This is a genomic window from Enterococcus sp. LJL99, from assembly GCF_054871725.1.
The window spans coordinates 243,825-261,064 of sequence record NZ_JBTXLT010000005.1; the positions used below are offsets into that span (position 1 = coordinate 243,825).

Here is a 17,240-nt window from a genome sequence, read left to right on the forward strand (position 1 = left end):
TACAACGTAAAAAACGTGTATTTATAAAAATTGTTTTACTGATTTTTGTAAATACACGTTTCTTCTTTTTAATTGCTAACTTTAACGAATTGTTCCTGTCCATATGAATTTATGAATTTCGACTTACTAAAGTGCATTAGCATCGTCTTATGTATAGGTCATATTAATTGTTTCTGAACCGTCAGGGTTGATGAAAATAACTTGCATTTTGATATCTGATACCATACTCTTCACTGAATTAATAATTGGCTCTAATTGTTTTACAAAAATTGGTTTAAGCGCGTCAGTATCAAAATCGAACCCTGCATCTTGTGCTAAATAATAAGTGTAAATAATGGTATCATTATCCTTTTCGGTTATTGTAATATCGGTATACAAATCCCCTACTTGCTCTTTGATTGTTGCTATTTGTGATTGCGCGACCACAATCATAAGTGAAAGTGGGCTTGTATTGCTAGAATCTGTACTATTAGAATTTTCTATCGTCTTTGTCGACTCGACGCTTTTTGCTCTTGATTCTCTTTGGCGGGTCGAAGTTGTCGAAGTAGCTTGTTATGTATGTTCTTTTTTAGTATTACTAGAATTATTCTCAGCACTCTTACTTTCTTTCTCACAAACTACAAAAATTAATAGACTTAAAAATAAACAAATGCCCCCATGTTTCATCTTTTTATCCCTATTACCCCTTTTATTAAGTATTTTTACCCTTTTTAATTTTATTATAATAAATTTTTTAAAAAATATTATTTAGTCGGTTTATTCTAATTCAATGATTATAATATAACAAAATTGATAGTCACCTGAAAGATAAATCAATGTTGAAAAATATTTAAAATAGCTATACTAGGATAAATCAATAAATGAGGAGATGAAATAATTGAATAGTTTAACGAAAAATAAATTTAATGGACTAACAACCTTTGACTTGAAAATGATAGGAATTATCTTGATGTTTATCGATCATATTCATCAAATGTTTGTGCCTATGGGAGCACCAAATTGGTTGGATTGGTTTGGCAGACCCGTTGCTACCATTTTTTTCTTTGTAAGTGTAGTTGGATTTAGTCACACAAGAAGCAAAGAAAAGTATCTTTTGCGGCTATATATCGGAATGGTTGTAATGACCTTAGGAAGTTTTATGCTACAAAAAATAGTTGGCTATGAAGAAGTTCAATTGATGAATAATATTTTCCGTGACTTATTAGTTGGAAGTTTAATGATGTATGGAATCGATAAAATAACTACAGGCGTTTCAACTAAAAAAACGAGTACTATTTTATTTGGTATTATTGCAATTTCCTTTCCGTTTATTACATCTTGGATTTTGACTCTATTGATGATGAATCCTTCAACAATTATGGCGTCTGTTTGGATTGGTAATTTTGTTCCATCGTTACTATTTACCGAAAATAATATTAGAGTGTTGCTGATTCCGTTGATGTATATAACAAGAAAACATCTTTCGTTACAATGTTCATTGATTGCTTTGACCGCGTGCTATTATTTTTCTTTAGGGGTAATACAGTGGATGATGATTTTTGCGATTGTTCCAATTGCATTGTTTAATGGTCAAAAAGGTAAAGGGATGAGAAACTTCTTCTATTTCTTTTATCCATTGCATATTTGGATTCTATATTTGATTTCTGCGTATATTTATATGCATTAAGATTGAATTAGTTATTTTATTTAATAGACAAATAAATAATTAAATTTTTTAGATAGAAACGTTAAAACACAGAAGAAATTTTGTGATTTAGCGTTTCTTTAAATTATAGATAGTTTTAGTGTGTAGATTAAAAAAATGTGAATTATTGAAAGGAGAGTATTTTTTTTAATGCATGGGAATAAAATATCTTTTGTGATTTTTTAAATTTTTTTAAAATATCAATAAAATTGTGTTTAATTAGTGTTGGATATGTTTTATATCTAAAAAAAAACAAACGTTATTAATATTTTGTTTTTTTAAAAAAAATTTACATTTTTAGATATGAATAAAAGTACATTTGGTTATAATTATATCCTTTTAAAAATATATATAAAACATTTTTTTGTTTGTATATTTTATTTTTTTCTTTTGAAATAAATTATTTTATCATTATTTTTATATATCGTTAAAAAAAATGATAAAAATAATTCGTTTTTTATATAGACATTTAAATAATGATGAGATAGTATTATTTCAACATACAAAAACATTTTATATTTATTTCATATTTTATTCAATAATTTTTGGATGAGTAATAAATAGAGAGGTTGGAATATTAATGGAAATTGGATTTATTACAGACTGCACTGATATGTATGAAAAAATTAAAAATACTTTTCAATCGAAAAATGAAACTATATGTTTAGTTGAAGATAAGAATCAGTTAGATGATTTAAAAGGAATAATTATTTATTTTGCGAATGATAATTATTTTGCAAAAATTATTGAAAATTTACTTTATTTAAAAACAAAACCAACAGCTTTTTTGTGGGTAGGTGTACCGAAACTATTGGATGACGAAGAAAATATATTATTAGAAATGGGTGTTAATAATGTTTTTTCATTTCCTGATGAAATTAAAAAAAGTTTTTACATTGTCAAGAATGCATTTAATCGTATAAGTGTCGAAGAAAATATAGAGCTACAAGAAACAAGTAAAAAACTAGTTTTGAATGAAAATAATCAATCGGTAATAATTAATAATGAGGAACGATCGCTTACGAGAACAGAGTATAAAGTGTTCTCCTTACTAATTAATCAATTAAATAATACAGTAACGTATGATGAACTAGCTAAAACTATCTGGGGAAATGATTCAGAAGATAGTGCAGAGGTTAGACCTAAAATAGCCAATATTATCTTTCATGTTCGAGAAAAAATTGAATCTGGAATTTTTGATATTGTTACTACAAGAGGAAAAGGATACATTTTAAAAAAAACTAAAGTAGAAAATTAAAGGAGTTATTATGAAAAAAAACGTAACTAGATGGTCATTTTTAGTTCTATTTATATCATTATTCATGTTTGTATTTCCGTGTTCGACATATGCAGAAGATTCTGGAATAGCCTATACATACAGGATAGAAAAGCCTGATAATCAAATAGATGAAAATATTGCTTATTTTGATTTAATGATGACACCTGGTCAAGAACAAGTGTTAAAAATATCAATTACTAGTTTATCTGATAAGGATCAAACGATACAAACCGTTTTAGATTCAGCGAAAACTAATAGCAATGGCGTTATTGAATACAACCAAACGAAGATTGATACAGATGAATCATTAGCGATTAATTTTAATGATCTTGTTTCTACTGAAAAAGAATTTGTGCTTAAAGCAAAAGAAACTAAGACATTAGAAATTTCAGTAAAAATGCCAGAAGTAGCTTATGATGGCGTTATTGCAGGTGGCTTAACTTTAAAAGCGAAAGAGGATGAAAATTCAACTGCTTCTTCAGGTGCGCGTGTGAAAAATGAGTATGCGTATGTGATTGCTATTTTGTTAAAAGAAAACAGTAATGAAGTGAAGCCGGAATTACAATATAGAAAATCATATGCAGGCGATCGAAATTATAACAATACGATTTATACACGTGTTGCAAATGCTGTCCCAGCTTACCAAAAGGATGTTACATTAGAAACTCAAATTACTAAAGCAGGCAGTGAAGAAATTTTGTATGAAGGACGACAAACGGGAATTCAAATGGCGCCAAATAGTTTCATCGATTTTCCAATATCAATGAATAACGATGAAATGGTTCCAGGCAAATATAGATCAAAAGGGAAAGCAACTATTGGTAGCCAAACTTGGGAATGGGATGAAGAATTTGAAATAACTAAAAAAGAAGCAGATAAGTATAATGAGAAGAATTCGGCATTGACACAGGAAACTGTTGACTGGAAATTGATTTTACTATTAGTTGGTGGGTTTATCGCTATTCTAGCAGTAGTTTCGAGTATCTATTATTTCCTTATTAAAAAGAAAAAAGAGGCCAAAAAAGCGGAAGAAGCAAGAAAGAAGAAGAAAAAAAGAAAGAAGAAGACTGAGTTATGACACTCACTCAAATTATTAAAGTAGCTTTAATCTCATTAATTATTATTTTGCTGATTCTCTTAGCTATGCGAAGTTTCTTATTCTTTGTAAAGAAAAAAGAGTTAAAAGAGTTTTTAAAGAAAAAGAAGAATAGAAAAAAGAAGAAACGATTTAAAAAAAATAAATTTCTTTTAGAAAAAAGTATCAAAAAGCAACAACATTCGATTATCGTATTAGTAATTTTAGAAGTACTCTTAATCTCAGGTCTATATGGATTCATTTACTATCAGAACGCGAATATTTCATCTACAGATTCTGATTTAATTGTACGAGGTTATTTTCTAGTAGATGATTTTACCAAAGAAATCGAAAAAGCTTCTGCTACCTCAAATGATGAAGAAGCGAGTAAGCAAAATATCAAATACTTAGCGTTGTCGATGGCGACCTATTCTAACAAAACAGCTAATACTTCAAATACAAAAGAAGGGCAACGACTAATTAATAAATATTATAAACAAATTGGACAGTTAGGAATGAATGCAACGCGAGATATCAACTCATTTTATGGGGATAAGAACGATATTTTGGCTTCTTATAAATCAGAATTAGCTCGAGTGAAGGAAAATGAGAGCAAAGCCTTTGAATATTATAAAATTAATGCGAATTCTTTGGATAACAACGTGGAGAAGTAGGAATTGACTATGAAAGTAACAATTCGAATTCTGTTAATTTTCACACTATCTATTCTGATTTTTAGTAGTTTAGCCAGTTTTAAATTTTCACTAAGAAGGGTTGGGGAATATACGATGACTCCTACCCTGAGAAAAAATGACCTTGTTCTTTTCGATAAGAATACCGAAAACTTGAAACGTTTTGATATCGTATTAATCAAACAAAATTCAACGTATTCAATTAGACGAGTTATCGGTCTGCCTGGTGAAAAGGTTCGTTATACAGATGATGTTTTGTATGTGAATGAAAAAGAACAACCGGAAAATTTTATACGAAATGAAATCGGTGAAAGTCAACTATATGGAGGTTTCTTTACAAGAAATTTTTCGCTATATTCGATTAGTGAAAAAAGCACTATTCCTGAGAGTGAGTACTTAGTTCTTTGTGACAATCGATTTATTGAAAACGATAGTCGTACTTATGGTCTGGTGAAACATTCAGCAATCAAAGGGGTATTAAAAAGCAGCTTTCATGTAACTTGATGATTGTGTATTTATTTGGAAAAGAAAGGGTATTGTTTATGAAAAAATTAGTTGTTTTGGTTAGTGCAGTAGTTATCTTTTTTATGATACCGATAACTGCATTAGCAGATAATGGTGGGCAGGCTGATGTACCTGGAAAAATTATATTTTATGAAGATAGTAGCTCGCAAAAACCGAAAGAATCATCTAGTAGTACTGAAACGAAAAAAGAGTCAAGTGAGTTACACGAAAAACCAGTTGGACGCTTTCCAAATACAGGAGAAATAGTAAAAAAAACAAGTATGTGGATTGGGATTGGTTTGATCTTATGCATCATTATTTTCTTAATAGGTAAAAAAAGGAGAGATCATGATGAAAAAGAGAGTTAGTGGTTTGGCTTGTATTCTGTTTTCTATTCTTGTGAGCTCTTCCCCAGTAATAGCCGCTGAGCAAGAGGGTCATGTTTCAGTTGAAGACTCTGGTGTATCAGGAATTATTGATCCGGAACATCCGGAAGTGGTTGTTGATCCAGGAGAAGGTCCTTCGACAACAGGATCACTTCGAATTGATTACATTTCTTCGCTGAATTTTGGATCAGAAGATTTAAATAAATCTGGTCGTAAATTTGATTCCTTAGGTCAATTGTTTATGGATGATACATCGGCAAGAGGCTATTTTGTACAAGTATCAGATTTTCGTCCGGATGATGGTTGGGAATTGCAATTGACACAAAAAAGTCAATTCAGCAGTTCGATTGTTCAAGATAATGACACTCGATTCCTGAAAGGGGCGGTCCTTTCCTTTGATAAAAGTTGGGCAAATACGAACGGAACAAGTAATGCACCATTGGTTACAAGAGATGCTGTCTCTCTCGACTCTTTAGATATGGCATATACGATTGCTACTGCAGGAACAAACGAAGGGAAAGGTTCTTGGACCATTGCTTTTGGTTCTTCTGAATCGAACCCTCAAGAGAAAGAACCGACGTTAACTCCTTTGAAAGATAAAAAAGGAAACGCCGTGACGAATCAACAATATAATAAACCAGAATATAAAAATTCTGCGATTTCTCTTACAGTTCCTAAAGAAACCAAAATTTATCCAGTTGAGTATTCAACAACGTTACAATGGACACTGATTGCAGGTCCAAATTAATCAGGACATCAGAGAGAAATTCTCTTTTGTATAAATAATTTAATTTCCAAGGAGGAAAACGAAATGAAAGTAAGAAGTTTAAGTTCTATCGTATTATTAACAGCGGTGGTCGCTGGTTTGGCGGTACCGACAGCAGCAAATGCTGCAGAATCAAATGGTCATGTGAAAGTTGAATCTGGTTCAGTTAAACCTACAGATCCGATTGTTGATCCAGAAAAACCTGATAAAGGTCCTGACGTTGATCCAGACACACCAGGAGTACATCCAGGGGAAGAAGGTCCTTTAGCAATCACGAATACAACTGATTTAGAATTTGGGACTATTCAAACTGGGAATGCAACCATCGAAAGAAATGCTGATGCTATTTCACTTATTGATGCAGATAAAAAACCAACAGGAGAAAAACGTGGAGCACTAGTTGCTTGGTCTGATGTTCGAGGTACGAATGCTGGATACACAATTACAGCAGCGATGACAAAACAATTTGCACTTGCTGATAATTCAAAAAAATTAGGTGGAGCAACAATTAGTTATACAAATCCATTAATTGAAACAAAATCAATTAATAAAGAGATTGCGCCTGCATTAACAGCTAATGCGTCTGCATTCACATTGGGTGAAGATGGAGCTGCAGTAACAGTTGTAAATGCTGCTACTGGAAAAGGTGCTGGTACGTACGTTCTAGAGTTTGGTCAAAGTGCTGATTACGATGCATCAAATGCGGTTATTGGAACAAGCGTTACACCAAAGGGTGAAGATACAACTGCTTCTTCTGTTAAATTAACTGTTCCTCAAGCAACAGTAGCATCAATGACATTAGGTGATTATACATCAACTGTTACTTGGTCTATCGTGGCTGCGCCAACTGACCCAGCTCAATAATAAAATGTATTGAATCAGGTAGGGCTTTAGAAGTCCTGCCTGTTCTGTAATATTGTAATATACTGAAAAGAAAAATTACTTAAAATCACTTTGTAATAAAATCTCCAGTTTTATGCTAGTTGCATGAACTTAGGGTGAAAAAGAATTTCGCGAAATGCAAAGCTACTTTTTTCTTTTGAGCATAGAAAATGAAAAAGTAAAGTAACTATAAAAATTAGAAATTCTTTAACTAATAGATTGCAGCTAGTGATTTATGAACGAATGGAGGGAGAATGAATGAAACTAAAAACAAATAACAAAAGAATTTTTAATAATTATTTTGTTAAATTTACACTAGTACTAATACTAGTATTTTTGGGAGGATTATTTCATGCAGAGTCTGCGTTTTCAGCAGAGGTGACAGCAGGTACTTGGGATGAGTTTAAATCAGCATACGAAAATCCAGCGACAACAAAAATAACGTTAACAAATGATGTTTCTTATACGGGTGGAACATATCTTGCAATTCGAACGACTAGTATAGAAATTGATGGAACAAAACCTGGTACGACAGGAGATTTTCAAAACTACTCTATAACACTTGGTGCTACGAGCCTACGAATAGGTCAACCGACTGAAGCTTCAGGTTATGCTACTATGAAACTATCTAATATTACAGTGAGTAATAGAGGTGATGATGGTACAGGTACGAATGCTGGGTTTATAAGTACACCTAGTGGTTATGATACTGCTAGTAGAAATCAATATGGGCAGTATTGGACATTTGACTATGAAAATATTTATGTTCCTAAAGGAAGAACTTCTAGGCTTGCAAGAACACCTAGAGCACAAATGAACTTTTCTGGAACAAACTATGTTTCTACTACCTCTGAGAATTTTTATTTAGGTGGAATTAACTTTGCTGATGGAACAAAATATTATGGAGAAATAACAAGTTCTAATTATTCTATTATGTGGTTTAGATCAAAAGTTGGCGCTTCGGACACGGGTACAGGTGATTTTATAATCGGAGATAATGCCGATGTTAAATTACGAAATACTGGTACTGGAACGAACTATCCAGCTATTTATTTGTTCTTTAGGAATATAGAAGTAGGAGAAAATAGTAAATTTACTTCTACCGTTCCTGGATCGGCGTTACAATTCGCAGGTAATGGACAAAAATTTACTGCTAAAAAAGGATCTGTTGTGACACTTACTTCCCTAAATAGTAATCCATCTATTAAAGATGAGCAGAACTATTATATAAATGCAGAGTCTTCAAATGCAAGCACTCCAATAATGAATTGGAATAGTTCTTATGCTACGAATTTAAATATGGATTTTCAAAAAGGATCATCCTTATTTATAATTGGTTCAACAACGAGCGCTTCAAACGGACTAATTCAGTTGGGGACGAATGCTGCCAATACAAATAATGTAATTACTATAGATAATCCAGAACAATTTGATATTAGAAATAACGGATCTAGAAATAACAATAGATTTGATGCTGTTCAAGTTAAAAATAATGGATCTGGAAATCGTCTAGATATCTTAAATAGTAATCTATCACTTTGGAAATTAGGGACATCCTTTAGTACTTCAGCGGATTTTAATTACTCCGATGTTGGATCATTTTCAATCACCAAAGGAAACGTTATTACTAGTAGTGAGACAGAACTTGCGGAAAGTATAAACAGTATAACGACAACTTCTAGATTAAATATTTCCAGAATTACTGGATTAAATTCAAAGCCAGTAGTAAATTGGCAATATCGTTTATCAGATGCAGATTCAAAACTTCAAAATATGGCAAGAGTCGTATTAGGATTAATTCCTGATGATTCAGGTTTAGATGAAAATGGTAATCTAACTTTCATAGAACAATATGCCGGTTTGGGTCTTCCAGTAACTATTAGTAATAGCGCTAATAGTGAAGTTATAGATTTATCTACAGATAAAGATGGATATGTATCTACGATAGTAAACGACTTCTATAATGCTGGAACCAAGTTAACAGCAACTGCAACGAGAGGGAAGTTGGTATCAGATCCTACAGATTCAGAAGCAGTTTTCAAAATAACACCTCCTTTACCAGCGAAAGTTAGTTCTGGGAAAATATATAACATAGATACTAGCATTTCCGGTAAAGGTGCAGAACCTGGGGCCAAATTACTTGTAAAAGTAAATGGGAATTTGCTATCTGATACTGTTAATGTTAACTCAAATGGAGAGTTTGATTTTCCGCTTACAACACCATTATCTGTTGGGGATAAAGTGGAGCTCTATTTGCAAGATAGTGCTGGGTTGGCACCAACAAATCTGAAAACACAACCGTTACCTATTACAAATAATTCAGTTGGTAATATAAATCCTTCAGCAGTTTTGAAATATGCGGATGCCACGTTTGAACCTGCAACTGTTTATGTAGTTGAAAAAGGAGTTATTACTAAAGGTAGTGTTGGGAAAAACTATTCAATTGATACAGATAAAATCGGTGTTGGTAGTACACTTACCTACAGTGTTGTTGTCTCAAATGATGAAGATGAAGGTAGCAATATAAAATGGAATAATGTTGAATTAACAGATGTTCTTGATGAAGGATTAGACTTTGATCTAAAGACGGCAGATGTAAAAGTAAACGGGAACTCAGTAGAAAATGCAACGTATGATGCAAATTCACGGACGCTAAAAGTACCGTTAGGAACTATTTTGCCGACAACTTCTAAAAATGAAAACAAAATGACCGTTACATTCAAAGCAAAAGTTAATAAAGAAAAATTATTAACAACGATTTCAAATACAGCGAAGGCTTCTGGTACAGACGATATTGGAGCTGTTTTTGAAAGAGAATCTAATACGGTCACTACAGATACAGTTTTAGATACTTCTTTAACTGTTCACTTTGTTGATTTAGATGGAAATGTGTTAAACGATCCTATCGTTATAGATTCTTCAGTAAATGCGTCTATCGATTTAAACAAAAATACTGATGTACAAAAAGTTATCACTAAATTAACTGCAACAGAGTATCAATTAATGAGTTCGCCAAATCCATCTACTATTGTTATTTCTGGTAAAGGGGATCATGCAACATATACTTTTGACGGAGTATTGAAAATTATTTCAGCACCTAAGTCAATTGATTTTGGTTCATTGAAAGTTTCCAGCAATATACAAACCGTAGATGATCCAACTATAGATGGTGACTTGACCGTTTCTGATACACGATCTAATCAAACAATTGGCTGGGTATTGTCAGCGAAAGTAACCAAACCAATGACAAATGATGTGACTGGAATGGTTATGCCAAACGCTTTGAAATACAATAGTAACAATGGTCAGAACTCAGTTGTTCTAAGTGGAGATGATTTACCAATCCAAAATGGAACATCAAAAGGTAGCGTGAATATATCTTCAGATTGGGGTACAACGGATGATTCTAATGGGGTTAAACTAATGTATAATCCTGCGTCAATGAATTCAGGTAATGCATTAGGTGATTTCACTGGAACGATTCAGTGGACATTATCAGAAGTCCCTAAACTATAATACGCGATGTGAAAAGGAGTACGATTATTTTTACCAGCTCTTTTCAAATCGAACTGACAGGCTAAATTAAACGGTTCTACTGCAAAGTTTTCCGCCAATATAAAGTATTTATATTGGAACGAAGACGAGTCGGTTTAAAGAATTGTATCGAAAGTTATGAACTGCCACAATCACTATAAAAGGCATGGGAATAATTTGAGAGAGATATAAGAAAAGTCGAAAAGAAGGGGTTCTTTTCGGCTTTTCAGTTTATAAAAAATTAAAATACTACTAAGAATTTTTGTCTAAGTAGTTAGAATTTTAAGAATGGTTCATTCGTTTTGAAGTTTTGTAACAGAATTAATATCATCATACATTATTTATAAAGGAGATTTTTTTATGAAAAAAGTTTTGTTAGGTTTAGGATTTTTATTTTTGGGAGGCATTGCTTGTACGACACAAGTTCAAGCGAGTGAAGACTATGTATATATTCCTGATAAGGATATGAGAAATGCGGTAGTTGGTCAAATTGAAACAATAAATAATTCTTATCAATTACCTAATTAAGCTGAAATGTCTAAGTTGACATTTCTAGGAACAAATCCAGCTAGAACTATTGAAGGATTACAATATGCAAGTAATGTCGAAAATCTAAACGTAAATCCAGTTGAAAATATTGTAGATTACAGATCAATTTCAAATTTGAAAAATTTGAAAACATATTATACCTATAACTCTATGGTTTCAGCTACGAATTCCATAATAGACATACGTCCTTTTTCTCAACTGGATAATGTTGAGAGTTTATACTTCGGTTACGCAAATATTACAGATTTAACCCCATTAGAAAATCTAAACCATTTAACATCATTCTTTAGTCAGGGTTCCACTATAACATTACCAAAAACTTATATCAGCAAAGAAAACAAAATATTTATTATAGAAAGTCCTGTTAAATACTCGTCGCAATTCACTAAAATAGATGTCCAAGCAAACGGTGGAGAGCTAGCTTGCGAATTTTCTAATAATGCTATTATTATTAGAAATCTAGATCCAAATATACAGGAAATAACTCTCTCAATGAACGGTCAATCCGACTCTTTTGATTGGAATGAAGGATTTAGTTCTACAATGAGCTTTAGTGTTCCTGTTTCATGGTACTAAAAGTATCTTTTAAAGAAGTAATTTAACGCGTAAATAATAGCAGGGCACATGCTTTTTAATGAATGTAATTTCTGTTTTTTGCTATGTTGTCTGAATCAAGCTATTGCTCAGAAAAAATCATATTTTTGTGTTCTTAAATGATTTAAATCTATAAAAAATATGTTTAAGGTATGTGTTTTGGTACTCTTTTAATCTTAAAGTATAGATAAGTCATGGGGATTGTACATTCCTTGTTCAAATCTAAAATGAGTTCGTCGCTTTTCACTAAATTATTCATCTGAAGTAGGTAGGGATTCTTTAATAAGATAAAAACCTTATTTTAGGCTTGTTTAAAATGGATATAACAATAAGGATAGTACTTATGGGCAAGAGTTCCTCTTACGATTTGTATACACGGGAATTAGTGTTCATTTATTTTTTGCGTTTGAGAATTGAAGCGCTCAGTAATGAAGTGGAATTATTGCGACATAAAGAGAATAAAATGTAAGCGGGAAATAATAAAGTATATGTCAAATAGGGATTCACAGTTGTATAGTATACATAGTGAGTCCCATTCGTTTATTTACAAGCAAGTTGAACTTGTTTTGCCCAAGGTAAATAAGTTTCAAGTTCGATAGAATTTGACCAATCCTTAAGATTGGGTAGTTTTTCAAATAAAAAAGCTAAGTATTTGGTTGGATCGAGCCCATTAGATTTGGCTGTGTCAATCAAGCTATAAGAAATGCCATTAGCTATTGCCCCAACCTCTGATTATCAAAAAATGCAAAGCTCCAAATAGGCATTATCAGACTTTGGAAGAGGAATTTTCGTGTTTCCTATCATTTTCTTATTGCGATGAATTACAGAGAATGAAGTAAATCGATGATACATCGTATAAACTTGATTTCGAAGCTAAATGTTGTTGCTATAAAACTTAATTCGCTAACTGCATGTTACAATTTCATATTTTATTTCCTTTTTAGTTAGATTATTTGCACTAACAGTTCGCTTTAATTGTATTTTTTGAGGCGTAAATATATAGTTATTTTTCGTTTTTTTTGTTTATTGCCAGTTAAAATGATGTGAAATAAAAAAATGGAATATGGAGGGAGATGAATCGATTTGCTTTAAATAAAGAAGAGGAAGACAAGAATATGTTTTTAAGTAGACTTTTTTTCAGCTGATTTTAACTTTTTTTGGCATTGAATAATTATCTTTTAGTTCATTATTATATTCTTTAGAATATTTTTTTATTTCTTAGTATATTGTATAGAAATGATTTTATTTCATTTGCTGTAGAATTAATTATCATTTTTTTTTACCGAAATAAAAAAATATGAAAAAAATATGAGTTTTTTTGTATAGACAATCAAAAAATAATAATATAATATAACTTTGGACGAAAATGATATTGAAAAAATCATTATATTTTTTGGAGTTGTATAGTGTGCTAAAAGATTGCTATATATACTTTAATAAGGATAAGGAGACTGATTTATGAAAATAGGTATTATCACAGATTGTAATGATATATACGAAAAAATAACAAATGTTTTTGACTTGGAAGATACAACATTTATTTTGGTTAAAGAGAAGAAACAGGTAGAAAATTTAGATGGAGTAATTATGTATTTTAGCAGCGATAATTATTTTGCCAGAATTATTGATTGTTTATTGTGCTTCAAATCGATGCCAACTATGTTTTTGTGGGTAGGAATTTCCCATTTGGAAAGAGAGGAGCAACGAATACTACTTGAAATGGGAGTCAATAGTGTGTTGTCATTCCCAGAGGATTTAGAAAAACTTAATTATATTATAAAAAATATGTTTAGTCGTTTGTCGATGATGGAAACATTGGTAAAAGAAAAAATGGAAGATCATTCAATATTAAATGAAAGTAATCAATCCATTGTAATTGATAATGAAGAACGCTCGCTTACTGGGATGGAATATAAAGTTCTCTCTTTACTAGTTAGTAAAATGAATAGTACTGTGACTTATGAGGAAATTGCAAAATCTATTTGGCTAGATCTTTCAACTGAAAAAAAAGAAGAAATTAGACCGAAAGTTGCGAATGTTGTTTTTCATGTACGAGAGAAAATAAAGCTTAGTAATTTTGATATTGTAACGACGCGTGGAAAGGGGTATGTTTTTACAAAAAATGAAGTCGAATGCTGATTTTGTATTCTAAAAGAATTTGTACATATGCAATTAATTAGAACAGTTATTTTGAACAAAAATTAAAGTAACTGGTCGAATTTCTTACTGTTTATACCATTGTTAGTATTGTTTTTTTGTTTAACTTATGTGGAAAACCTTGTGATTGGTTTCTCATATAGGACAGAAAAAAGTTACATTGATCCATTTATCAGAGTAAGAACCAATTATCGAGAAGATATCAGATTTAGCAAAAACAAACAGTAATGAGTTCACTGAATACAATCAAACGAAGTGTGATAAAGGTGCATCGTTTAGTGATTGATTGTAATATCGTGGTTACTATTGAAAAATATATAGTATTATAACTTGAAAAAACAAAGACACTATAGTTAATAATTAAGATGGCGGAAGTTACTTATGAAGATATTATTGCAAGTGGTTTGACTTAAAAGTTAAAGAAAGCGAGACTACGGTTTAGCACAACAATGGCTGTCGTATAAAAAATGAACATATTATGTAATTGTTACTTTGTTGAGAGAAGGCAACAATGAGATTGCCCTGAATAGTTCTATCGATTTTTCCACAGAATGTTGGCAATTTCCGCCCCGACATTCATTGCAAAGAACGCAATAACGGATGCTTCATCCAATGGCTCGATTTTAAACAATAGTTTTAAGACCTTAATAGATAATGATGAAACAATAAGTGAACGCTCACAAAAAGTTGAAAAACATCATATAGAAATCATTCAGCCTTAAACGGTAATTTTTCGTGTTTTTTTACATTTTTGTGAGTAGTCGCTTATTACGATACATTTGGAGAAAGAAGTCGTTAGACATCAATTTAGTTCTTAGGGTAAAAAATTAATCCTGAGTTATTTTCTTTTAGGTTTGTTTAAGAAAATAGGTGGGAAATAAATGTTGGAGTTGAGTTAAAGATTATTTGTCTCGATTCCGTATTCTTCCGCCATTTTTTTCAAACTAAAGCCACGACCAAAGACCTCGCTTGCGTTCATCGAAACAATAAACGCATGTTCATCGATAGCTAAAACATGATCTTTCATTTTACTAAAATCTTTTTCACTAATCACAGACATCAACAACATACTTTCCTCTTTTTGATAACCGCCTTCGATAGGAATCATCGTTAATCCTTTGTCTAATTCGACTAATACTTTCTCTTTAATTTCCATATATTTAGGCGAAATAATCAAGACGTTTTTAGAACGAGCAAAACCAACTTGGACTAAATCGACCACACGACCAATCAAGTACAGACAAATCAATGAAAACAGTACTGTATCGATGTCGAATACATATAAGGCAGATAAAATAACCAAACCGTCAACAAACAAAATAGAAACACCAAGTGAAATGTTGAAATACTTATTAACGATTTGTGAAATAATCGCGGTTCCTCCAGTAGAAGCATTTCCTCTAAATACCAAACCTAAACCAATTCCCGTTAGAACACCACCAAAGATGGTTGCTAAAAAAAGATTATGTGTCAACGTTGGTAAATCAGTTGTGATTCCTACAAAGAATGGATAAATCAAGCCACCATAAATTGTTTTGATTCCTACCTCTTTGCCAAGCAGAAAAAAGCAAAGAACTAATAGTGGTAAATTGATTGCATATAAAACAATCGCAGGATTAATCCCGAATAAATAATTGATTACAACACTGATTCCACTAGCTCCTCCAGCTACCAGCTTATTCGGTAATAGAATACAATTGATCGATATCGCTAAAACAAGAGAACCTAAAGTAACATAAAGTGTGTCTAGAAACTGTTTTTTTCGAATAAATGCTTTCATAATTCCCTCCATATCATAAAAATAATTGCTAATTCCTTAGCTATACTATCACGAAATAGAAGCAAAAACATTAAATTGTTTTAATGTAGAACAAGAAGTGAGTGAGACAAAATAAAAAGTACTCTGGTTCTATCCGCTAAAACTGAATAATTGGCATAGACTAATCGAAATATCGACAATATCCAAACCATTATTTAATACAAAGAGCGCAAGAACTCACAAAAAAATAAAAACTACCAAATAAAAATAATAGGACATCAAAGTAAACCATTTGTGTTTCTTGGCATTTTCGACAATTCCTTCTTATCGCGATATATCCAAAGAACGAAGTGATTGGATGAGGTACTTACTTCTGTAGTTAATCCTTTTTTAAAATGCACAATAATTGAAACTATTTGAAAGAATGAATAAATCACTTAGTTGTAACTTTTTCTACTACTTTCCATAACAGTATCAAACGTTTTGGGATTCTCTATATTTACTTGTGTCAACGTAATTAAATACCCATCACAATCTTTAATTGTAATTTCTGTAGCATTCCAGGGTTGAACTGTTTTTGGTTCAATAATATCATTTTTAGCCAGTTTATTTTTTAGATTATCAATAGTATTAATCGATAAATTCAATCTTAAACCATTTCCGACAGTAAAATCATTAGATTGGATTAACATATATCTTGATAGTTTGAAAGGCGTAAATGATCCATGATAACCTCATTTTTTTCATTCCTAAATTTAAATAATGATTTAAATCCTAAAGTGTTCTCATACCATCTAGTAGCTTTAGTAATATCATTGACCATAATCTTATTAAATGCTGGCATTATATAAAATTCCATAGCTTAACTCCCCTCTCTTACTTAAGAGTATAATGATTGACGTTGAGTTAATGTCAAGAGTAATAATAAATTAGAGTAATTCGATTTATGTAAAAAATGCGTATCCATAAATTTTGCAAAACAAGGTATTTTGAAATAGGCGTACTATCAAAACACCAAAGAAAAAGAAAAACGGTAGAGTTTGCAGCCTCTACCGTTGAAATGATCACTAAACCATAAGAATCTTTATCGAATTGAAAGAAATTCCAAAAAGTGTCTAGAAATTCTTACAAAAATTATGTACAATAAAGAAGCTAGTGCTATGGTACTAGTAATCAGGCAACTTGGATAGATGGAGTATGACGTCTATTCGGGGCTTCATTTATTAGGTGGTACTAGTAAATGAAGTGCCTATTTATTTTTTTCTTAAATGTAGTTTCAGATAAAATTCACTATTCCTATCGTGTTATCTTTTCACCCTACATCTAATTTCTTTTTCTTGGTGAATCTAGGATAGAAAACAAAAAAACGAGAACAGCTT

17 protein-coding genes are annotated in these 17,240 nt (G+C 31.4%); 12 read left to right on the forward strand and 5 right to left on the reverse strand.

Going from position 1 to position 17,240, the window contains the following annotated elements:
* Positions 1-147 precede the first annotated feature (147 nt).
* On the reverse strand, positions 148-432 hold the full coding sequence (locus ACYSNW_RS09870; RefSeq protein ID WP_461744325.1) for a hypothetical protein: 285 nt from the start codon (positions 430-432) through the stop codon (positions 148-150).
* 445 nt (positions 433-877) lie between these two features.
* Between ACYSNW_RS09870 and ACYSNW_RS09875 the strand changes: the two genes are divergently transcribed.
* The 11 genes from ACYSNW_RS09875 (at position 878) to ACYSNW_RS09925 (ending at position 11,927) form a co-directional block, all read left to right on the forward strand.
* Positions 878-1,666 (forward strand): TraX family protein, encoded by a 789-nt coding sequence (locus ACYSNW_RS09875; RefSeq protein ID WP_461744326.1) that lies wholly within the window; start codon positions 878-880, stop codon positions 1,664-1,666.
* Between the two features lie 598 nt (positions 1,667-2,264).
* A complete protein-coding gene (locus tag ACYSNW_RS09880) occupies positions 2,265-2,942 on the forward strand; it encodes a winged helix-turn-helix domain-containing protein (protein ID WP_461744327.1) in 678 nt (225 codons plus the stop codon).
* A 10-nt stretch (positions 2,943-2,952) separates the two neighbouring features.
* Complete coding sequence (locus ACYSNW_RS09885) at positions 2,953-4,041, forward strand: DUF916 and DUF3324 domain-containing protein (protein WP_461744328.1); 1,089 nt, start codon at positions 2,953-2,955, stop codon at positions 4,039-4,041.
* A complete protein-coding gene (locus ACYSNW_RS09890) occupies positions 4,038-4,712 on the forward strand; it encodes a hypothetical protein (RefSeq protein WP_461744329.1) in 675 nt (224 codons plus the stop codon). Before ACYSNW_RS09885 ends, ACYSNW_RS09890 begins: the two co-directional genes overlap by 4 nt.
* A gap of 9 nt (positions 4,713-4,721) precedes the next feature.
* A complete protein-coding gene (lepB, locus tag ACYSNW_RS09895) occupies positions 4,722-5,234 on the forward strand; it encodes a signal peptidase I (protein WP_461744330.1) in 513 nt (170 codons plus the stop codon).
* Between the two features lie 38 nt (positions 5,235-5,272).
* Positions 5,273-5,602, forward strand: coding sequence for an LPXTG cell wall anchor domain-containing protein (locus tag ACYSNW_RS09900; RefSeq protein ID WP_461744331.1), 330 nt, complete (start codon positions 5,273-5,275; stop codon positions 5,600-5,602).
* On the forward strand, positions 5,586-6,368 hold the full coding sequence (locus tag ACYSNW_RS09905) for a WxL domain-containing protein (protein WP_461744332.1): 783 nt from the start codon (positions 5,586-5,588) through the stop codon (positions 6,366-6,368). The genes ACYSNW_RS09900 and ACYSNW_RS09905 overlap by 17 nt, the downstream gene beginning before the upstream one ends.
* Positions 6,369-6,431: 63 nt before the next feature.
* Complete coding sequence (locus tag ACYSNW_RS09910; protein WP_461744333.1) at positions 6,432-7,250, forward strand: WxL domain-containing protein; 819 nt, start codon at positions 6,432-6,434, stop codon at positions 7,248-7,250.
* A 276-nt stretch (positions 7,251-7,526) separates the two neighbouring features.
* Positions 7,527-10,784 carry an isopeptide-forming domain-containing fimbrial protein gene (locus ACYSNW_RS09915; protein WP_461744334.1) on the forward strand — a complete coding sequence of 1,086 codons (3,258 nt, stop codon included), beginning with the start codon at positions 7,527-7,529 and terminating at the stop codon, positions 10,782-10,784.
* Between the two features lie 378 nt (positions 10,785-11,162).
* A complete protein-coding gene (locus ACYSNW_RS09920; RefSeq protein WP_461744335.1) occupies positions 11,163-11,330 on the forward strand; it encodes a hypothetical protein in 168 nt (55 codons plus the stop codon).
* Positions 11,331-11,336: 6 nt separating this feature from the next.
* Positions 11,337-11,927: a hypothetical protein gene (locus ACYSNW_RS09925; protein WP_461744336.1), complete on the forward strand. Its 591-nt coding sequence runs from the start codon at positions 11,337-11,339 to the stop codon at positions 11,925-11,927.
* A gap of 558 nt (positions 11,928-12,485) precedes the next feature.
* On the opposite strand, the gene ACYSNW_RS09930 is transcribed toward ACYSNW_RS09925, so the two are convergent.
* Complete coding sequence (locus ACYSNW_RS09930; protein WP_461744337.1) at positions 12,486-12,638, reverse strand: transposase domain-containing protein; 153 nt, start codon at positions 12,636-12,638, stop codon at positions 12,486-12,488.
* A gap of 765 nt (positions 12,639-13,403) precedes the next feature.
* Between ACYSNW_RS09930 and ACYSNW_RS09935 the strand changes: the two genes are divergently transcribed.
* A complete protein-coding gene (locus tag ACYSNW_RS09935) occupies positions 13,404-14,084 on the forward strand; it encodes a winged helix-turn-helix domain-containing protein (RefSeq protein ID WP_461744338.1) in 681 nt (226 codons plus the stop codon).
* Positions 14,085-14,997: 913 nt separating this feature from the next.
* On the opposite strand, the gene ACYSNW_RS09940 is transcribed toward ACYSNW_RS09935, so the two are convergent.
* The 3 genes from ACYSNW_RS09940 to ACYSNW_RS09950 all read right to left on the reverse strand — a co-directional run bounded on the left by ACYSNW_RS09940 (position 14,998) and on the right by ACYSNW_RS09950 (position 16,720).
* On the reverse strand, positions 14,998-15,882 hold the full coding sequence (locus ACYSNW_RS09940; RefSeq protein ID WP_461744339.1) for a YitT family protein: 885 nt from the start codon (positions 15,880-15,882) through the stop codon (positions 14,998-15,000).
* 416 nt (positions 15,883-16,298) lie between these two features.
* Positions 16,299-16,553: a hypothetical protein gene (locus ACYSNW_RS09945; protein ID WP_461744340.1), complete on the reverse strand. Its 255-nt coding sequence runs from the start codon at positions 16,551-16,553 to the stop codon at positions 16,299-16,301.
* Positions 16,547-16,720, reverse strand: coding sequence for a VOC family protein (locus tag ACYSNW_RS09950; protein ID WP_461744341.1), 174 nt, complete (start codon positions 16,718-16,720; stop codon positions 16,547-16,549). The genes ACYSNW_RS09945 and ACYSNW_RS09950 overlap by 7 nt, the downstream gene beginning before the upstream one ends.
* Positions 16,721-17,240: the final 520 nt, after the last annotated feature.

Coding starts and splice junctions, on each gene's coding strand:
- ACYSNW_RS09870 (WP_461744325.1), bottom strand. CDS start 432: ATGATTGTGGTCGCGCAATCACAAATAGCAACAATCAAAGAGCAAGTA.
- ACYSNW_RS09880 (WP_461744327.1), top strand. CDS start 2,265: ATGGAAATTGGATTTATTACAGACTGCACTGATATGTATGAAAAAATT.
- ACYSNW_RS09885 (WP_461744328.1), top strand. CDS start 2,953: ATGAAAAAAAACGTAACTAGATGGTCATTTTTAGTTCTATTTATATCA.
- ACYSNW_RS09890 (WP_461744329.1), top strand. CDS start 4,038: ATGACACTCACTCAAATTATTAAAGTAGCTTTAATCTCATTAATTATT.
- lepB (WP_461744330.1), top strand. CDS start 4,722: ATGAAAGTAACAATTCGAATTCTGTTAATTTTCACACTATCTATTCTG.
- ACYSNW_RS09900 (WP_461744331.1), top strand. CDS start 5,273: ATGAAAAAATTAGTTGTTTTGGTTAGTGCAGTAGTTATCTTTTTTATG.
- ACYSNW_RS09905 (WP_461744332.1), top strand. CDS start 5,586: ATGAAAAAGAGAGTTAGTGGTTTGGCTTGTATTCTGTTTTCTATTCTT.
- ACYSNW_RS09910 (WP_461744333.1), top strand. CDS start 6,432: ATGAAAGTAAGAAGTTTAAGTTCTATCGTATTATTAACAGCGGTGGTC.
- ACYSNW_RS09915 (WP_461744334.1), top strand. CDS start 7,527: ATGAAACTAAAAACAAATAACAAAAGAATTTTTAATAATTATTTTGTT.
- ACYSNW_RS09920 (WP_461744335.1), top strand. CDS start 11,163: ATGAAAAAAGTTTTGTTAGGTTTAGGATTTTTATTTTTGGGAGGCATT.
- ACYSNW_RS09925 (WP_461744336.1), top strand. CDS start 11,337: ATGTCTAAGTTGACATTTCTAGGAACAAATCCAGCTAGAACTATTGAA.
- ACYSNW_RS09935 (WP_461744338.1), top strand. CDS start 13,404: ATGAAAATAGGTATTATCACAGATTGTAATGATATATACGAAAAAATA.
- ACYSNW_RS09940 (WP_461744339.1), bottom strand. CDS start 15,882: ATGAAAGCATTTATTCGAAAAAAACAGTTTCTAGACACACTTTATGTT.
- ACYSNW_RS09945 (WP_461744340.1), bottom strand. CDS start 16,553: ATGTTAATCCAATCTAATGATTTTACTGTCGGAAATGGTTTAAGATTG.
- ACYSNW_RS09950 (WP_461744341.1), bottom strand. CDS start 16,720: ATGGAATTTTATATAATGCCAGCATTTAATAAGATTATGGTCAATGAT.